We start from the raw sequence: 16,050 nt of genomic DNA, 5'->3' as shown, positions 1-16,050 counted from the left end.
GGCCCGACGCGGGTCCGCGGGTACGGGCGGCGCAGGGCCTACTGCGCGCCGCCCGTCCGGCCGGCCAGCACCGGCAGGACCTGCGTGCAGATCGAGTGCAGGGCGATCCGCTGCTCGTCGTTCATCGCCTCGAACGCCTGGTGGGTACGGCCCATCTCGCTGCGGATGAGGCCCAGGATCTCCCGGCCCTCGGCCGTGATCACCACGATCTTCACCCGGCGGTCACCGGCCGCCGCCGCCCGGTTGGCCAGGCCCAGCGACTCCAGCCGGTCCACGATCCCGGTGACGTTCGACGCGTCGCAGCCCAGCCGTCCGGCCAGCGCGCGCATCGGCACCGGCTCCCGGACCGCGCCCAGCGCCTTGGCCTGCGAGGAGGAGAGCCCGTGCCGGGCCGCGGCCGCCGCGAAGTCCTGGAAATACGCGGCGCCGACGGCGGCCAACGCCTCCATCAGCTCGGCGTTGGTCGGTACGGTCGTCGTCGGTGTCGAACCCATGGGGTCAGGGTACGACCAGGTGCTTCAGCAACTCAAGCTTTGACCGGGGCAACCGTCGCGAGCCGCCTCACACCTTCACAGACATGCACCCGGCGGTCACAGCACCAACTGGTCGAACAGCCGCCGCAACTCGGCGTCCGGGTCGGCGGTCAGCCCGGTGTGCACCGGCCCCGGCTGGACGATCGCGCTGCGCGGCGCGGTCAGCCAGCGGAACCGCTGCCCGGGGCTGTCCCCCGCCGCCGGCCCGGCCTGCGGCCCGCCCAGGCAGACCGCCTCGATCCCGTGCAGCGCCCGCCGCACCCCCTGCACGTCCGTCACCGGGTCCAGCGCCAGCAGCCGCGCCTGGTCCAGGTGGGTCCGCGCCGCCAGGTGCGAACTCTGCCGGCAGTACAGCAGCACCCCGACGTTGACGCACTCACCGCGCTCGACCCTCGGCACCGCGCGGATCACGGCGTACTCGTAGTCGTGCAGCTCGACGATGGCCGGCAGCGCGGGCGTCGACGACTCGCTCATGCGGGCACCTCCGGCAGCCAGTCACGCGGACCGGCCAGTCGCCCGGTCAGCTGGGAACGGTACGCGGCGCGCACCTCGTCGGGCGAGTCGAAGCCGAACTCGTCCATCAGCCAGACCTCGGGGATCTGCGCCACGGCCGCCTCGATCGCCGTCTCCGCGAGCGGGGCGAGCGCCTTGTCCGCCGACTCCAGGTCGGGCCTGGCGCGCAGCAGCGCATGGTCGGAGGCGTCGTACGGGCGGCGCACCCAGGCGGCGGCACCGGGCCAGTTGTGGTGGAAGATCAGGCTCGCTCCGTGGTCGATCAGCCGCAGCCCGCCGGTCGCCACCAGCAGGTTCGGGTTGCGCCAGGACCGGTCGACATTGCCGATCAGCGCGTCGAACCAGAGCACCCGGCCCGCGAGTTCGGGATCCACCTCGAAGCAGAGCGGGTCGAAGTTGAGCGCGCCGCTGACGAACGCCATCCCGAGGTTGGTCCCGCCACTGGCCCGCATCTGGTCCTGGATCTGGTGGTCCGGCTCACTGCGCGCGAGGACCGGGTCCAGGTCGACGGTCACCAGCTCCGGCACCGGCAGCCCGAGCCGCCGCCCCAGCTCCCCGGCCAGCACCTCCGCGACCAGGGCCTTGCGCCCCTGCGCCGCACCGACCCATTTCAGCGCGTACAGCCGCCGATCATCGGCCTCGACCAGGCCCGGCATCGAGCCGCCTTCTCTCAGTGGCGTCACGTACCGGATCGCCGTCACCTCGGGTAGCACGCCCACAGCCTATCGGTGCATCCGTCCCCGCCGTACGCCCACAACCCCTCCCCTCCCTCATCCGCCCCACCCCGGTGGCAGCCCCCGCTGCCACAACCCCCGTCCCACCCCCAGTCACTGCCCCACCACGGCCCACCCTTCACCCCTCCCTCATCCGCCCCACCCCGGTGGCAGCCCCCGCTGCTCCGTGCGAGTGTGGCGGACAGTAATGGGGACCTTCACGGCAAAGGGATGAGCGATGGAACGACCTCGGATCCTGATCGTGGGCGGTGGCTTCGCCGGCCTGGAGTGCGCCCGCCGCCTCGAACGCAAGCTGTCACCCTCGGAGGCCGAGATCTCGCTGGTCACGCCGTTCAGCTACCAGCTCTACCTCCCCCTCCTCCCCCACGTCGCCGCGGGCGTCCTCACCCCGCAGTCCGTGGCCGTCTCCCTGCGCCGCTCGCTGCGCCGCACCCACATCGTTCCGGGCGGCGCCATCGGCGTGGACCCGGCTTCCAAGGTGTGCGTCGTCCGCAAGATCACCGACGAGGTGGTCGCGCAGAAGTACGACTTCCTGGTGCTCGCCCCCGGCAGCGTCACCCGCACCTTCGACATCCCGGGCCTCACCGACTACGCCCGCGGCATGAAGACGCTGGCCGAGGCGGCCTACGTCCGTGACCACGTGATCGCCCAACTCGACCTCGCCTCGGCCACCCTGGACCAGCGGGAGCGGGAGTCCCGGCTCCAGTTCGTGGTGGTCGGCGGCGGCTACGCGGGCACCGAGACGGCCGCCTGTCTGCAGCGTCTGACCACCGCCGCGTCCCACCGCTACCCGCGGCTGGACGCCCGGCAGATCAAGTGGCACCTGATCGACATCGCCCCGAAGCTGATGCCGGAGCTCGGTGACCCGCTCGGCGAGGCGGCCCTGGAAATCCTGCGGGAGCGCGGCATCGAGGTGTCGCTGGGCGTGTCGGTGGCCGAGGTCGGCGCCGAGTCGGTCAAGTTCACCGACGGCCGGGTGCTCCCCTGCCGGACGCTGATCTGGACCGCCGGGGTGGCGGCGAGCCCGCTGATCGGCACCCTGGACGCCGAGACGGTCCGCGGCCGGCTCGCCGTGACGGCGGAGATGCGGGTGCCGCAGTTCGAGGGCGTGTTCGCGCTCGGGGATGCCGCCGCCGTGCCCGACCTGGCGAAGGGCGACGGCGCGGTGTGCCCGCCGACCGCCCAGCACTCCGCCAGGCAGGGCCGCGCGGTGGCGAACAACGTGATCGCCTCGCTCCGCAACCAGCCCCTGGAGCCTTACTACCACAAGGACTTGGGCCTGGTGGTCGACCTCGGCGGCAAGGACGCGGTCTCCAAGCCGGTCGGTGTGGAGCTGCGCGGGGTGCCCGCCCAGCTGGTCGCGCGTGGCTACCACCTGATGGCGATGCGCACCAATGTGGCCAAGTTCCGGGTGGGCGCCAACTGGCTGCTCAACGCGACCGCCGGGGACGACTTCGTCCGTACCGGCTTCCTCGCCCGCCAGCCCGCCCGGCTTCAGGATTTCGAGTACACCGACGCCTATCTGACGAAGGATCAGGTGCGGGCGCACGCCCAGTCCCTGCTTGCCAAGGGCTGACCGCGCTCACCAAGTCCTGCTCGCAGCACATCACTTCGGCGCCCCCGCAGCCAAGGCCGCGGGGGCGCCGAAGCATGTGGTCAGCAATCGGTCACAGCGCGCTCAGCGCGCGGTCACCGTATGCCCAGCACACGGTCACCGCGCGGCGAGGTACATCCCGCTCGCGTCCTGCCCGGCCGTGTTGCGGCACGCGTAGTCACCGCTCGGGCGGCCCCACAGCAGCGTCAGGCAGCGCCCGACCGCCTGCTGCCCGTAGTAGTTGGGGTGCATCGACTCCTGCAGTGCGCCCTGCGTGGAGTTGAGCCCGCCGTCCAGGAAGCGCGCCCACTCGCCGGTGGTCGCGGACGGGCCGGAGCTCGCGGTCGGCTGCTTGGTGGCCGTCGAGCAGACCTCGCGGCCCTGCAGCATGTCCGACAGGTCGAGGAACTGCGCGCCCTTGGACGCGGCGACGCCCGCCAGCGCCTGGGAGATCTGCGGCACCATCGTGTCGCGGGCCCAGTCGGCGTCTCCGTCCCAGAACGGGCAGCCGCCGGTGGAGGACCGGGTCCAACCGCTTTCCGGGTACCGCATCTCGGCGCTGCGCGGGATCGGCGACGGGTAGGACTGCAGCACCAGGCGGTAGTCCGACTGCGCGTAGCCCGCGCCGGCCATCACGGCGCGGATCTCGTCGATCGCCTTGCCGACCCCGGCCATCGCCGTGGGCATCTTGTCGTCGATCTGGGACTGCGCGGAGTCGTGGCAGTACGAGTACCAGATCAGGTAGTCCTGCACGCAGTTGGAGATGATGTCCGCGAAGCCCAGGTCGTTGCCGCCGATCGACAGGGTGATCAGCTTGACGTTGTTCTGCCGCGCCACGCCGGCGAGTTGGTCGGCCTGCGGGGCCTCGCCCTTGTACGACTGGCCGCCGTTGGAGGCGCGGAAGATGTTCGCGGTGACGGCGCCGGAGCAGGCCAGGTTGATCTCGTTCTGGGCGCCGGTGGAGGCGCTGATCACCTCGGAGACGTCGGAGCGGTCGCAGCCGCTCGCCGCCGTGGCGCCGTAGACCCGCGAGGGGTCGTACGAACTGCCGGTCCAGGCGCGGTCGGTGCCGTTGCGGCTGCCGCTGGTGCCGGCGGAGTTGCCCTTCCAGCGGCCGGCCTCGCCGGAGATGTAGCTGTCGCCGAGCGTGACGCTGGCGGTGGGCCCGGAGGGCACGGCGGCCGGTGCGGCGGAGGCCGGTGTGGCGACGGCCAGGCCCGCGAGGGCGAGCGGGAGGGCGAAGGCTGCGGTGAGCAGCCGTCGGCCGAGTCGAGGTGCGCTGCGGTTGATGCTCGAACAGTTTTCGGGCACTGCGGAACTCCTGCGGCTCGGTCTTCCCGTGGATGGGGAACGGGAAGACGCGTAGGTGAGGGTGGGCCGCCGGCCGGTGGCGCGATGAAGATGACATGCCCTCGCCTGTTACCGCTAGGTATCTGCAGCAGGTTTCGCTTTTGTTACCGCCGGGTTCAGACCAGACCGGCAACCGCGGACCGGCTGCCGCCCGCCGCGCACACCCGTCACACCAGCCCCGCCCACCCCACCGGCAGCCCGCCGTTCACCACCGCCCACCTCGCCGTTCACACCAGCCGGGAGCCGTCCCCGCTCGCTCCCAGCACCGCCGCCAGGTCCTCCGCCAGTTCCCTGGCCTGCGCCGACTCCAGCCGGGCCGTGGTGAACCGCAGCCCCGGCGGCGACTGGATCCGGTACCGCGCGCCGGGCGCCGCGACCCAGCCGCGCTGCACCAGCGCCGCCAGCGCCGAGGTCTCGTCCGGTACCGGCACCCAGACGTTCAGCCCGCTCTGCCCGTGCGCCTCGATCCCGCGTGCCGCCAGCTCGCCCAGCAGGGCGTCCCGCCGGGCCCGGTAGGTCGCGGCCACCCGCGCGACCGGCGCGGCGTCGCTGCGCCACAGCTCGGCGACGGTGCGCTGCAGCAGGTGGCTGACCCAGCCGGCCCCCAGCCGCAGCCGTCCGGACACCCGGCCGATCGTCTCCGGGTCGCCGACCGCCACCGAGACCCGCAGGTCCGGCCCGTACGCCTTGGCCGCCGAGCGCACCACCGCCCAGTGCCGCGACCCGGCCACGGCCAGCGGGTGGAACGGCTGGTCGACCATGCCGTGCCCGTGGTCGTCCTCGATCAGCAGCACCCCGGGGTGCTCGGCCAGGACGGCCTTCAGCGCCTCGGCCCGGCGCGCGGTGAGCGCCGCGCCGGTCGGGTTCTGCGCCCGGCTGGTGACCACCACCGCCCGGGCGCCCTCGGCCAGCGCCGCCGCGAGCGCGTCCGGCAGCGGGCCCTCGTCGTCCAGCCGGACGGGCAGGTGCTTGAGGCCCATCGCGGGCAGCAGGTCGAACAGGCTGCCCCAGCCCGGGTCCTCGACGGCGACCGCGTCGCCGGGGCGCAGCCGGGCATCGAGGATGCGTTCGATGGTGTCGAGCGAGCCGGAGGCGACGACGATCGGGCCGCCGGGCAGGCCGTCGGCCTCGAAGGAGGCGCGGGCGAGCGCGAGCAGTTCCGGGTCTACGGCCGGGTGTCCGTACAGCACCGGTTCGGCGCGCGCGGCCTCGGCGGCGGCCGCGAGGGCGGGGCCGAGGTCGGGCAGCAGCGCCGGGTCGGGGTTGCCGGCGGACAGGTCCCGGGCGTGCGGGGGGACGGGGATGCGGATCTGGTCGCGCGGGGTGAGTGCGGGTCTGGGGAGGATCCGGCTGCCCTTGCGACCGGCCGTCTCGATCACGCCTCGGTCGCGCAGCAGCCGGTAGGCGGCGGCGACGGTATTGGGGTTGACGCCCAGTTCGGCGGCGAGGTCGCGCAGCGGGGGCAGCGCGGTTCCGGGGGCGAGCAGTCCGCTGCTCACGCCCTGTTCGATGTGCGCCGCGATTTCGCTGGCGCGTCGCCCTTTCAGCGGATAGTCTCCTAGCACAAAGTAAATTATGCACTAGTACATAGAGGATGTCATGTCAGACACCACGGAAGGCTCGCCGACCTACTCCCGTACCCCCAGGACCACCCCCACCCGGTACAAGGACCGGGCCACCTGGGAGCAGGAGGCGATCCACGCCATCCTCGACAGCGCCTACATCTGCCACCTCGGCTTCGTCGCCGACGGCGCCCCCGTGGTGCTGCCGACGATCTACGCCCGGGTCGGCAGCCGGCTCTACGTCCACGGCTCCACCGGCAGCCGTCCGATGCGCGGCGCCTCCGGCGAGCAGGGCATGCCGGTCTGCGTCACCGTCACCCAGGTCGACGCGCTGGTGCTGACCAAGTCCGCGTTCAACCACTCGGTGAACTTCCGCTCGGTCGTCGCCCACGGCACCGCCCACCAGGTCACCGACCCCGAGGAGCTGGACGTCGCGCTGGCCGCCCTGGTCGACCACGCGATACCCGGCCGCTCCGCCGAGGTCCGCCCGGCCAACGCCAAGGAGCTCGCCGCCACCGCCGTCCTGCGGCTGGAGCTGGACGAGGTCTCGGCCAAGACCCGCGAGGACGACGCCGCCGACGACCCCGAGGACGCCGACCTGCCGCACTGGTCCGGCCTGATCCCGGTCACCACCGTGCACGGCACCCCCGTTCCGCACGACGACGGCACCATCCCGCTCCCCGCCCACCTGCGCACCTACCCCCGCTGACGAGGAGCGCTCCGATGCTGATCAGGTCCTGGGACCGCGGCGACGAGAACGAGTGGCGCGCCTGGCTGGCCGAGGGCCGCGACTTCGGCCTGCTCGCCGCCAACGGCGGCCCGGGCGAGGGCCCGGTCCTCGTCCCGACGCACTTCCTGCTGTACGCCGAGCACGGCGAGATCCTGCTCCACCTCGCCGCGCCCAACCCGCTGCTGGCCGCCGTCCGGGCCGACCCGCAGGTCACCCTCGCGGTCACCGACGGCTACGCCTTCGCCCCGGGCCACTGGCGCGGCGCCCCCGGCACACCGACCAGCTACTACGCCTCGGTCCACTTCCACTGCACCGCCGAGGTCGTGGAGTCCGCCGCCGGCAAGGCGGAGATCCTCAACCGCCAACTGGCGCACTTCCAGCCCGAGACGCCGGAGGTCCGAGTGGTGCCCGGCGGCGGCGAGTTGGCCCGGCAGCTGCCCGGCCTGCGCGGGCTCCGGCTGACCGTGAAGGAGGTGCGGGCCAAGTTCAAGTACGACGACAAGAAGCCCGCCGAGACGCAGTACGCGATGGCCGACCGCCTCGCCGAGCGCGCGGACGGCGGCGGGCGCGGCCGCGACCAGTACGCCGCCGCCCGTACCCAGCTGCTCCGCCGCCACGAGCGGCGCGCCGCCCAACCGGCCACCTCCCGGGGGCGCACCACCACACCGCGCGCCGCCGACTGACCCCGCGTCACCCGATCGGCCCTGAACGCGGGCAGGTCGGCCCCGCCGCTGCTCGAATGTGAGACGAGCCCTGCCCACTCCGCGTCAGAGCGGGCCCGTCCACCCCGGGGAGCGCGCGTGTCCACAGTCAACGGCCAACGGGCGGCCGGCGAGGCCCATCTCGGCCACGTGGTGTTCATCTCTGCGGCGGCGGCCATGGGCGGCTTCCTGTTCGGCTACGACAGCGCGGTGATCAACGGTGCGGTGACGGGCATCCAGAAACACTTCGCGGTGGGCCACGGCACCACCGCCTTCGTGGTCGCCATCGCGCTGCTGGGCTCGGCGGCCGGCGCGGTGATCGCCGGCCGGCTCGCCGACAACTTCGGCCGGGTGCGCACGATGCTGCTGGCCGCCGCGCTGTTCGCGGCCAGCGGCATCGGCTCGATGTTCCCGCCGAACATCGAGACCCTCGCCACCTGGCGCGTGATCGGCGGCATCGCGATCGGCATCGCCTCGGTGATCGCGCCCACCTACATCGCCGAGGTCGCGCCGACCGCCTACCGCGGTCGGCTCGCCTCCTTCCAGCAGATGGCGATCGTGCTCGGCATCACCGTCTCCCAGCTGGCCAACTGGGCGCTCAACCAGGCCGCCGGCGGCGAGTCCACCAACCACCTCGGCGGCATCGAGGCCTGGCAGTGGATGCTCGGCGTCGAGGCGATCCCGGCCCTGGTGTACGGGCTGATGGCGCTCGCCATCCCGGAGTCGCCGCGCTTCCTGATCGCCGACCACCGCGAGGCGCAGGCCCGCAAGGTGCTGGTCGAGGTCGAGGGCGAGGGCGTGGACCTGGACGCCCGGGTGGCGGAGATCCGCGCGGTGCTGGAGTCCGCCCACAAGCCCCGGATGAAGGACCTGCTCGGCGGCCGCTTCGGCCTGCTGCCGATCGTCTGGGTCGGCATCGGCGCCTCGGCGTTCCAGCAGTTCGTCGGCATCAACGTGATCTTCTACTACTCGTCCCTGCTCTGGCAGTCGGTCGGCATCAACGAGTCCAACTCGCTTCTGATCAGCCTCTCCACCTCGATCATCAACGTGATCGGCACGGTGATCGCGATGGCCCTGGTGGACCGGATCGGCCGCAAACCGCTCGCCCTGGCCGGCTCGATCGGCATGGCGGCCGCGCTCTCCACCGCCGCCTGGGCGTTCTCCTTCCGGTACGGCACCGGCGACACCGCCACCCTGGACAACACCCACGCCACCGTCGCCCTGGTCGCCGCGCACGTCTTCGTGCTGTGCTTCGCCTTCTCCTGGGGCGTCGTGGTCTGGGTCCTGCTCGGGGAGATGTTCCCCAACCGGATCCGCGCGCTCGCCCTCTCCGTCGCGGCGTCGGCCCAGTGGATCGCCAACTGGGCGATCACCGTCAGCTTCCCCGACCTCGCCGACTGGAACCTCTCGGCGACGTACGCCATCTACGCGGCCTTCGCGCTGCTGTCCATCCCGTTCGTGGCCTTCTGCATCAAGGAGACCAAGGGCCGCCCCCTGGAGGAGATGGGCTGACCCCGCCCCCCGCCCCCCGCACCCCGCCGCACGCGGCCCGACCCACCGAGAGGAAGCCATGCCCGACCAGCGCGGCTCCCGGCAGAACGTCACCTTCCCGAGCAACGGCCGTACCGCGCACGGGTACCTGGCCCGGCCGCCGCAGGGCGCCGGGCCCGGCCTGGTGGTGGTGCAGGAGTGGTGGGGGCTCACCACGCACGTCGCCACCATGGCCGACCGCTTCGCCGCCGAGGGTTTCACCGTCCTCGCCCCCGACCTGTTCGGCGGTGCGACCACCCACGACCGCACCGAGGCGGCCCGGTTCAAACGCGAACTCCCGGTCGAGCGGGCCGTCGAGGACCTCTCCGGGGCCGTCGACCATCTGCTCTCGCTGGACGGGGTGGTCGGCGACGCCGTCGGCGTGGTCGGCTTCTGCATGGGCGGCGGCTTCGCCCTGCTGCTGGCCGCCCGGGCCGGCGACAAGGTGGCCGCCGTGGCGCCCTTCTACGGCCTCCCGCCCGACCCGGACTTCGACTACCGCGGCCTCACCGCCCACGTCCTCGGCCACTTCGGCGAGCTGGACGGCTCGATCCCGATGACCGCCGTGGACGAGGCCGCGATCCGGATCGGCGAGGCCACCGACGTCCGCCCCGAGATCCACTTCTACCCGGCCGGGCACGCCTTCATGAACGACGAGAACCTCCTCGGCACCTACGACCCCCTGCAGGCCCGGATCGCCTGGCGCCGCACCCTCACCTTCCTCCGGGGCCACCTCGGCTGACGGGGCCGGCCCGGCCCCGCTGCCGGGATCGGCTCGACACCGGCTGGCGGACTCGACCCGGCATCGACCCACCGAGGCGGCCCGACAGGTGCGCAAACCCGATGGACACCTGTACGAACTCCGGCCATAGTCGCCAGGTGCCCACCCCACCCCCGCGCCCCCGCCGCTTCGCCTGGGCCAGCCGCAACTTCCGCATCCAGACCGCCGCCACCGTGGTCAGCGGCCTGGGCAATGCCGGCGCCCCCATCGCCACCGCCTTCGCCGTCCTCGGCAACGGCGGCACCACCACCGAGGTCGGCTACGTCACCGCCGCCCGCCTGCTGCCCACGGTGCTGCTCCTGGTGCTCGGCGGCGCCCTCGCCGACCGCCTGCCCCGCCACCGGATCATGGTCGCCGCCAACCTGTTCAGCGGCGCCTCCCAGGCCGTACTGGCCGCGCTGGTCCTGGCCGGGAACGCCCGACTCTGGCAGCTGCTGGTGCTCTCCGCCGCCGGCGGCGCCGGCTACGCGCTCTACTCCCCCGCCTCCGGCGGCATGATCATGCAGGCCGTCCCCCAGGAGCAGGCGGCCCGCGCCTTCTCGGTCTTCCGGATGGGCCAGAACGCCTCCCAGATCGGCGGCGCCGCCCTCGGCGGAGCACTCACCGCCGTGGTCGGCCCCGGCTGGGTGCTCGCCCTGGACGCCCTCTGCTTCCTGATCGCCGCCGCGCTGCGCTTCTTCCTGGAGCCGGAGCAGGCCCCCGCCCCCTCGGGCGCCAGCATGCTGCGCGACCTGCGGGAGGGCTGGCGGGAGTTCGCCTCCCGCCGCTGGCTCTGGGTGATCGTGCTCCAGTTCTCCGTCCTGGTCGCCTGCATCGGCGCGGTCGAGTCGGTGTACGGGCCGGCCATCGCCAAGGAGCGGCTCGGCGGCGCGGGCGCCTGGGGCCTGGCGATGTCCGCCTACGGCGTCGGCCTGGTGGCCACCGGCCTGCTGATGGCGCGCTGGCGGCCCCGCCGGATCCTGCTGGTCGGCAACTGGGGGGTGTTCCTGTTCGGCGTGCCCGCGCTGGCCCTCGCCGCCGCCGCACCGCTGCCGCTGCTGATCGCCGCGATGTTCCTCTCCGGCGTCGGCGTCACCGTCTTCGGCGTCAACTGGATGGTCGCGCTCCGCCAGGAGATCCCAGCCGAGATGTTCTCCCGGGTCTCCGCGTACGACGAGCTCGGCTCCTACTCGCTCGCCCCGGTCGGCACCGCGCTGGCCGGCCCGGCCGCCGTGGCGCTCGGCCTGGGTGGCGCGCTCTGGACCTGCGCCGTCGCCTGCCTGGTGCTCAGCGCGGCGGTCCTGCTGGAGCCGCAGGTGCGCCGGCTGAGCCGCCGGAGCACCACCGACGCACCGGTGCCCGCCACCGAGCCCGTGCCCACGTCGTGAGCGCCCCGTGCGCCCCTCGTGCGCCCACCGGTGGGCAACCAACGGGACAGGTGGTACGTCCGGACAGGTAGGAATCACGACCGCTCTGGGGGGCCACCGGTGCCGAAGCCACTGCTGTTCCTGGACGTCGACGGCGTCCTGAACCCGGTCTGCCCGCATCCGGACGCCGGATTCGACACCCACACCCTGCTCGGCTACGCCGTCCTGCTGTCCGCCCGGCACGGCGACTGGCTGCGCGAGCTCGCCGGGACGTACGAACTGGTCTGGGCCACCACCTGGGAGGAGCACGCCAACACCCACATCGCCCCGGCGATCGGCCTGGACCCGCTCCCGGTGGTCCGCCTCAGCGGCTACGTCCCGCAGCCCGACGACCCGCACGTCCCGCTGATGGAGCTGTTCTCCGCCGCCAAGTGGGCCCCGCTGCTGCGCTACGCCGGAGGCCGCCCGTTCGCCTGGGTGGACGACGTCATCCCCTCCCGGCTGGTCCGCAAATCGCTCTGGCGCCGCGACCGCCTGCTGCTGCCGATCGACCCCGGCCAGGGCCTGGAGCGCCGGCACGTCGACCGGCTGCTCGCCCGACCGCCGCGCGGCCAGGCCCTCCCCGTCAAGGCGCTCAGGGGGTCGGCAGCCAGCTGACGTGCCCGGCGAGCAGCGCGTACCCGACGAAGGCCACCGTGTCGATCAGCGCGTGCGCCACCACCAGCGGCATCACCCGCCCCCAGCGCCGGTACAGCAGGCAGAACACCGCCCCCATCACCATGTTGCCGATCAGCCCGCCGACCCCCTGGTACAGGTGGTACGAGCCGCGCAGCACCGAGCTCGCCACCACCGCCGCCGGCCAGGACCACCCCAACTGCCGGACCCGGCGCAGCAGGTAGCCGAGGACGACGACCTCCTCGAGGATGGCGTTCTGCCAGGCCGACAGCACCAGCACCGGCACCCGCCACCAGACGTCCGGCAGCCCCGAGGGCGCGACCGTCAGGTTGTACCCGGCCGCCTGCGAGGCCAGGTACAGCGCCAGCCCCGACCCGCCGATCGCCGCCGCGACGGCCGCGCCCCGGCCGAGGTCGCGCAGCTTCTGCCCGAGGTCGAAGCCCAGCACCCGCAGCGCGGCGCCCTCGCGCACCAGCAGGTAGCCGACCAGTACCACCGGCATCAGGCCGCGCCCGATGTAGTACAGCTGCCACACCAGGTCCAGCCAGGGCCGCCCGGGCGCCCGCGAGCCGTTCAGCGTGGCGACCTGCTGGCCGAGCTTGATCGGTTCGGTGAGCGAGCCGGCGAAGCTGATCAGCGCGCTGATCCCGCTGGCCCCGAGCGAGAGGCCGAGGACGATCAGCAGCTCCGCCCCGAGCAGCCGGCGGGTGGGCTGCTCGGTCTCCGGCGCGGTCGGGACGGTGGTCACGGGGGCTCCAGCGGACGGGCGGTCGCTCCGGCCGTCGGCCGACCGCCGGAGCGATCATCCTGACACAGCGGCCCGGTCAGCCGGCCGGCCAGGTGCGTACCGGCCGACCGGGGTACACACCGGCCGACCCACCGGCCAGGTGCGTACCGGCTAACCCACCGGCCAGGTGTGCACCGGCTCCCCGCCGCGCATGTGCTCGGCGTAGCGCCGGGTCATCGCCGCGAGCGCCGCCGGCCGGTCCATCCCGTACTGCTCGCGCAGTCGGTGGAAGGTCGCGCTCTGCCAGGCCGCGCCGTTGGTGCGGCGCAGGCAGCGCTGCTCGATGATGCCCAGGTAGCGGTCCCGGTCGGCGGGCTCCACGCCCCACTCGTCGAGGCCCTGGTAGGCCATCGGCAGCAGCTCGCCGAGCACCAGGTCGACGGCGGACACCGTCTGCAGCCCGCCGCCGCGTCCGGCCCGTCCGGGGCGCGGCCACTGGAACACCGCGTCGATGCCGTACCGGGCGCCCTGCCGGAAGTTCTCGTCCGCCCGCTCGAACGGCAGCCGGGTCCAGACCGGCCGGGGCTGCTCGGCAAGCACCCGCACCAGCCCGTAGTAGAAGGCGGCGTTGGCCAGTGTGTCGGCCACCGTCGGCCCGGCCGGCAGCGCCCGGTTCTCCACCCGCAGGTGCGCCACCCCGCCCGAGACGTCGTAGATCGGCCGGTTCCAGCGGTAGATGGTGCCGTTGTGCAGCCGCATCTCGGCGAGCTTGGGCGCGCCGCCGGTGGCCAGGACCTTCAGCGGGTCCTCGTCGTCGCAGATCGGCAGCAGGGCGGGGAAGTAGCGCAGGTTCTCCTCGAAGAGGTCGTACGCCGAGTCCACCCAGCGCTCGCCGAACCAGGTGATCGGGCGCACGCCTTGCGCCTTGAGCTCGGCCGAACGGGTGTCGCAGGCCTGCTGGAAGAGCACCGGACGGGTCTCCCGCCACAGCTCCCGCCCGAACAGGAAGGGGGAGTTCGCGCCCAGCGCGAGCTGTGGCCCGCAGAGCGCCTGGGCGGCGTTCCACACCGAGGAGAAGCGCTCGGGGGTCACCTGGAGGTGCAGTTGCAGCGAGGTCGCGGCGGCCTCGGCGACCATGGTGATGGACTCCAGCTGGAGGTGCTCGACGCCCTCGATGTCGAGCGCGATCTCCTCCCCGCGCGCGGCCAGTATCTGGTCGCTGAGCAGGGTGTACCGCTGGTTGTGGCTCATCGCGTCGAGGCCGGTGTGGGCGTGCTCGAGGGTCGGCAGGATGCCCACCATGACGATCCGGGCGCCCGCTTCGGCGGCCCGCCGGTCGGCGTAGCGCAGCCCGATGTCGAGCTCCTCCCGCAGTTCCTCGAAGACGTGCCCGCAGAGCCGGTGCGGCGTGATGTTGACCTCGATGTTGAACTTGCCCAGCTCGGTCTGGAAGTCGCTGGAGCCGATCTCGCTGAGCACCTGGGCGTTGTTCATGGCCGGCAGGCCCTGCTCGTCGGCCAGGTTGAGCTCGATCTCCAGCCCCATCACCGCCCGCGGCCGGTCGAAACGGTCCTCCCGCAGCATCCGCCCCAGCGCCTCCTGACAGGCCTGGAGCTTTCGCCGGTAGAGCTGTCGGTCCGCCAGATCCGCCCGAGTCGCCACGACCTTCTCGCCCACGGTCCCCTCCTCCTGAGACACCCCGTTGAGCCACCCGGCCGACCGACCGTGCAAGCATCATGCCCACCTCGAAGATCGATACCCGAATGCTTGTACTGGCTTGCAATGCAAGGAAACTGACGGTAATTCAGACTATCTGCAGACTTGCTCGGCGCCACCGCCTGTGATAAACAGATCACCCTGCGCATCTGTTCGATGAAAATTCGCACAGCGCTCCGGCCGGTCCGCTCCCACCGCGCAGCCCTCGTCGACGGCGGCGACCGCGCCGGCACCGCGATCCTGCACAACCGGACACGGCCCGGCCCCCGTCACCGATGACGCGCCACGCCATGCCGGTATGCCGCTCTCGCACGCCGATCTCACCTGGAGAGGCGGACCCCGCCATGACTCTGCAGACCCCCCAGCCCCCGCCGAGCGCCCTGCGTGCCGTCCTGGGCGCACTCGACTCGGAGACCGCGCTGCGCCAGCCCGCCGCCGCAGCACTGCGCCATCCGGCCGGCCCCCTGATCCCCGCCCATCCGCTCGCGGTCCATGTCCTGCACGGCCCGCACCCCGATCTCCCCGCCGCCCGCCGCACCGGGTGGCGCTTCCTGATCAAGGACGGCGCCGACGTGGCCGCCGCCGCCGAGGTGGTGCAGGCCGTCGAGGGCCACACCTTCTCCCACTTCACCGCCGGCCCCTACCTCGACTCGACGGTCCGGGCGCTGCGCGAGGCCTGGCAGCTCGCCCAGAACTCCCGGATCCGCCAACAGCCCAGACTGCTGACCTTCCCAGGCCAGTACGCGACGGCGCTCTGGCTGCACAGCCCCGACACCGGCCCGGCCGCCGACCTGCTGATCCCGCTCGCCCCGGCCCCGCTCGGCGTCACCGCCCACCGCGCCTACCCGGCCGCCGAACTGCTGCCGCTGCTCGCCCGGGCCCCGCTCGCCAGGCCGCTGCTCCTCGGCTCCTCCTGAACCACCCGTATCCGCACGGGCCGCCGGACCACCGCCCGGCGGCCCTCCGTCGTGCCCGCGCACCCGGGCCCGGGTGCATCACCCGAACGGCGACCACCGGAACGGGCCATCCCCCATGGCCTGATCGGGCCATCCACCGCCTGACCCACCGGTGCGCGATTTCCCCCTGCCCCCACCTGAACGGGTGATCTCTGCCCGGGAGTTGTGGCGCATGTCACGAAATCGCTGCGCGCACGTCCACGGATGCCGACACTGGGAACCAGCGTGGAAGGACCACCTGTCCTACCCACTTGAGCGCCGGTCAACACCTGGTCGGCGTGCGGACAGGATCCGACTACCGCGGCGGCCTCCGGACGGCACGACCTCCGGCGACCGCACCACGGGGAGGATCGCAGAGCGAAGCGAGGGTACGCGTATGTGCCAGCACCGTCCTGAGTGCCCATCGGCCGAGTCCGAGGACCGCGAAGCGGCCGTGTCGGTGGCCTGCCACCCGGAGCAGGGCTGGAGCCTGCTCTGCAACGGCGTCGTCCTGTTCGAGGACACCGGAGAGCTGCTGCCGGACGGCCGGGTGATCGCGCCGCGCCGACCCGTCGCCCACGCGGCCTGACCACCCGGTCCCCGGCCGTACGCCGGGCGCGACC

16 protein-coding genes are annotated in these 16,050 nt (G+C 73.0%); 9 read left to right on the top strand and 7 right to left on the bottom strand.

Features of this window, described 5'->3' with window-relative positions:
• Nucleotides 1-38 precede the first annotated feature (38 nt).
• The 3 genes from ACZ52J_RS30350 to ACZ52J_RS30340 form a co-directional block, all read right to left on the bottom strand.
• Nucleotides 39-494: a MarR family winged helix-turn-helix transcriptional regulator gene (locus tag ACZ52J_RS30350; protein WP_465623282.1), complete on the bottom strand. Its 456-nt coding sequence runs from the start codon at nt 492-494 to the stop codon at nt 39-41.
• Nucleotides 495-590: 96 nt separating this feature from the next.
• Complete coding sequence (locus ACZ52J_RS30345; protein ID WP_465623281.1) at nt 591-1,007, bottom strand: DUF3037 domain-containing protein; 417 nt, start codon at nt 1,005-1,007, stop codon at nt 591-593.
• A complete protein-coding gene (locus ACZ52J_RS30340) occupies nt 1,004-1,759 on the bottom strand; it encodes a HipA family kinase (RefSeq protein ID WP_360508266.1) in 756 nt (251 codons plus the stop codon). The genes ACZ52J_RS30345 and ACZ52J_RS30340 overlap by 4 nt, the downstream gene beginning before the upstream one ends.
• A 238-nt stretch (nt 1,760-1,997) precedes the next feature.
• Here ACZ52J_RS30340 and ACZ52J_RS30335 point away from each other — a divergent pair, with 238 nt between their 5' ends.
• A complete protein-coding gene (locus ACZ52J_RS30335; RefSeq protein WP_360508263.1) occupies nt 1,998-3,356 on the top strand; it encodes an NAD(P)/FAD-dependent oxidoreductase in 1,359 nt (452 codons plus the stop codon).
• 135 nt (nt 3,357-3,491) lie between these two features.
• Here the strand turns inward: ACZ52J_RS30335 and ACZ52J_RS30330 are convergent, their stop codons facing one another.
• Both ACZ52J_RS30330 and ACZ52J_RS30325 read right to left on the bottom strand, forming a co-directional pair.
• Nucleotides 3,492-4,685, bottom strand: coding sequence for a GDSL-type esterase/lipase family protein (locus ACZ52J_RS30330; RefSeq protein ID WP_465623279.1), 1,194 nt, complete (start codon nt 4,683-4,685; stop codon nt 3,492-3,494).
• 266 nt (nt 4,686-4,951) lie between these two features.
• Nucleotides 4,952-6,289: an aminotransferase class I/II-fold pyridoxal phosphate-dependent enzyme gene (locus ACZ52J_RS30325; RefSeq protein ID WP_465623278.1), complete on the bottom strand. Its 1,338-nt coding sequence runs from the start codon at nt 6,287-6,289 to the stop codon at nt 4,952-4,954.
• 34 nt (nt 6,290-6,323) lie between these two features.
• On the opposite strand from ACZ52J_RS30325, the gene ACZ52J_RS30320 reads away from it, so the two are divergent.
• From ACZ52J_RS30320 to ACZ52J_RS30295, 6 genes are all read left to right on the top strand, one after another.
• Nucleotides 6,324-6,995 (top strand): pyridoxamine 5'-phosphate oxidase family protein, encoded by a 672-nt coding sequence (locus ACZ52J_RS30320; protein WP_360508255.1) that lies wholly within the window; start codon nt 6,324-6,326, stop codon nt 6,993-6,995.
• 14 nt (nt 6,996-7,009) lie between these two features.
• Nucleotides 7,010-7,699 carry an FMN-binding negative transcriptional regulator gene (locus ACZ52J_RS30315; protein WP_465623277.1) on the top strand — a complete coding sequence of 230 codons (690 nt, stop codon included), beginning with the start codon at nt 7,010-7,012 and terminating at the stop codon, nt 7,697-7,699.
• Nucleotides 7,700-7,816: 117 nt separating this feature from the next.
• Nucleotides 7,817-9,229 carry a sugar porter family MFS transporter gene (locus ACZ52J_RS30310; protein WP_465623275.1) on the top strand — a complete coding sequence of 471 codons (1,413 nt, stop codon included), beginning with the start codon at nt 7,817-7,819 and terminating at the stop codon, nt 9,227-9,229.
• A gap of 58 nt (nt 9,230-9,287) precedes the next feature.
• Complete coding sequence (locus ACZ52J_RS30305) at nt 9,288-9,989, top strand: dienelactone hydrolase family protein (RefSeq protein WP_360508247.1); 702 nt, start codon at nt 9,288-9,290, stop codon at nt 9,987-9,989.
• A gap of 137 nt (nt 9,990-10,126) precedes the next feature.
• Nucleotides 10,127-11,395 (top strand): MFS transporter, encoded by a 1,269-nt coding sequence (locus ACZ52J_RS30300; protein ID WP_465623273.1) that lies wholly within the window; start codon nt 10,127-10,129, stop codon nt 11,393-11,395.
• A gap of 99 nt (nt 11,396-11,494) precedes the next feature.
• Nucleotides 11,495-12,031, top strand: a complete 537-nt coding sequence (locus tag ACZ52J_RS30295) for an HAD domain-containing protein (protein ID WP_465623271.1) — start codon at nt 11,495-11,497, stop codon at nt 12,029-12,031.
• On the opposite strand, the gene ACZ52J_RS30290 is transcribed toward ACZ52J_RS30295, so the two are convergent.
• Both ACZ52J_RS30290 and ACZ52J_RS30285 read right to left on the bottom strand, forming a co-directional pair.
• Entirely contained in the window at nt 12,009-12,797 is a 789-nt protein-coding gene (locus tag ACZ52J_RS30290) for a CPBP family intramembrane glutamic endopeptidase (protein WP_465623270.1), read from the bottom strand. The genes ACZ52J_RS30295 and ACZ52J_RS30290 overlap by 23 nt on opposite strands.
• A gap of 150 nt (nt 12,798-12,947) precedes the next feature.
• Complete coding sequence (locus tag ACZ52J_RS30285; protein WP_360508235.1) at nt 12,948-14,453, bottom strand: glutamate-cysteine ligase family protein; 1,506 nt, start codon at nt 14,451-14,453, stop codon at nt 12,948-12,950.
• 383 nt (nt 14,454-14,836) lie between these two features.
• Between ACZ52J_RS30285 and ACZ52J_RS30280 the strand changes: the two genes are divergently transcribed.
• Both ACZ52J_RS30280 and ACZ52J_RS30275 read left to right on the top strand, forming a co-directional pair.
• The gene (locus tag ACZ52J_RS30280; RefSeq protein ID WP_360508230.1) at nt 14,837-15,409 is read left to right on the top strand and encodes a hypothetical protein; all 573 of its coding nucleotides are present in this window, start codon (nt 14,837-14,839) and stop codon (nt 15,407-15,409) included.
• Nucleotides 15,410-15,824: 415 nt separating this feature from the next.
• A complete protein-coding gene (locus ACZ52J_RS30275) occupies nt 15,825-16,016 on the top strand; it encodes a DUF5999 family protein (RefSeq protein WP_030256473.1) in 192 nt (63 codons plus the stop codon).
• Nucleotides 16,017-16,050: the final 34 nt, after the last annotated feature.

This window comes from Kitasatospora sp. NPDC034035 (genome assembly GCF_055575755.1).
Note: the sequence above shows the minus strand (reverse complement) of the source record. Positions and strands in the feature narration are given on the sequence as shown.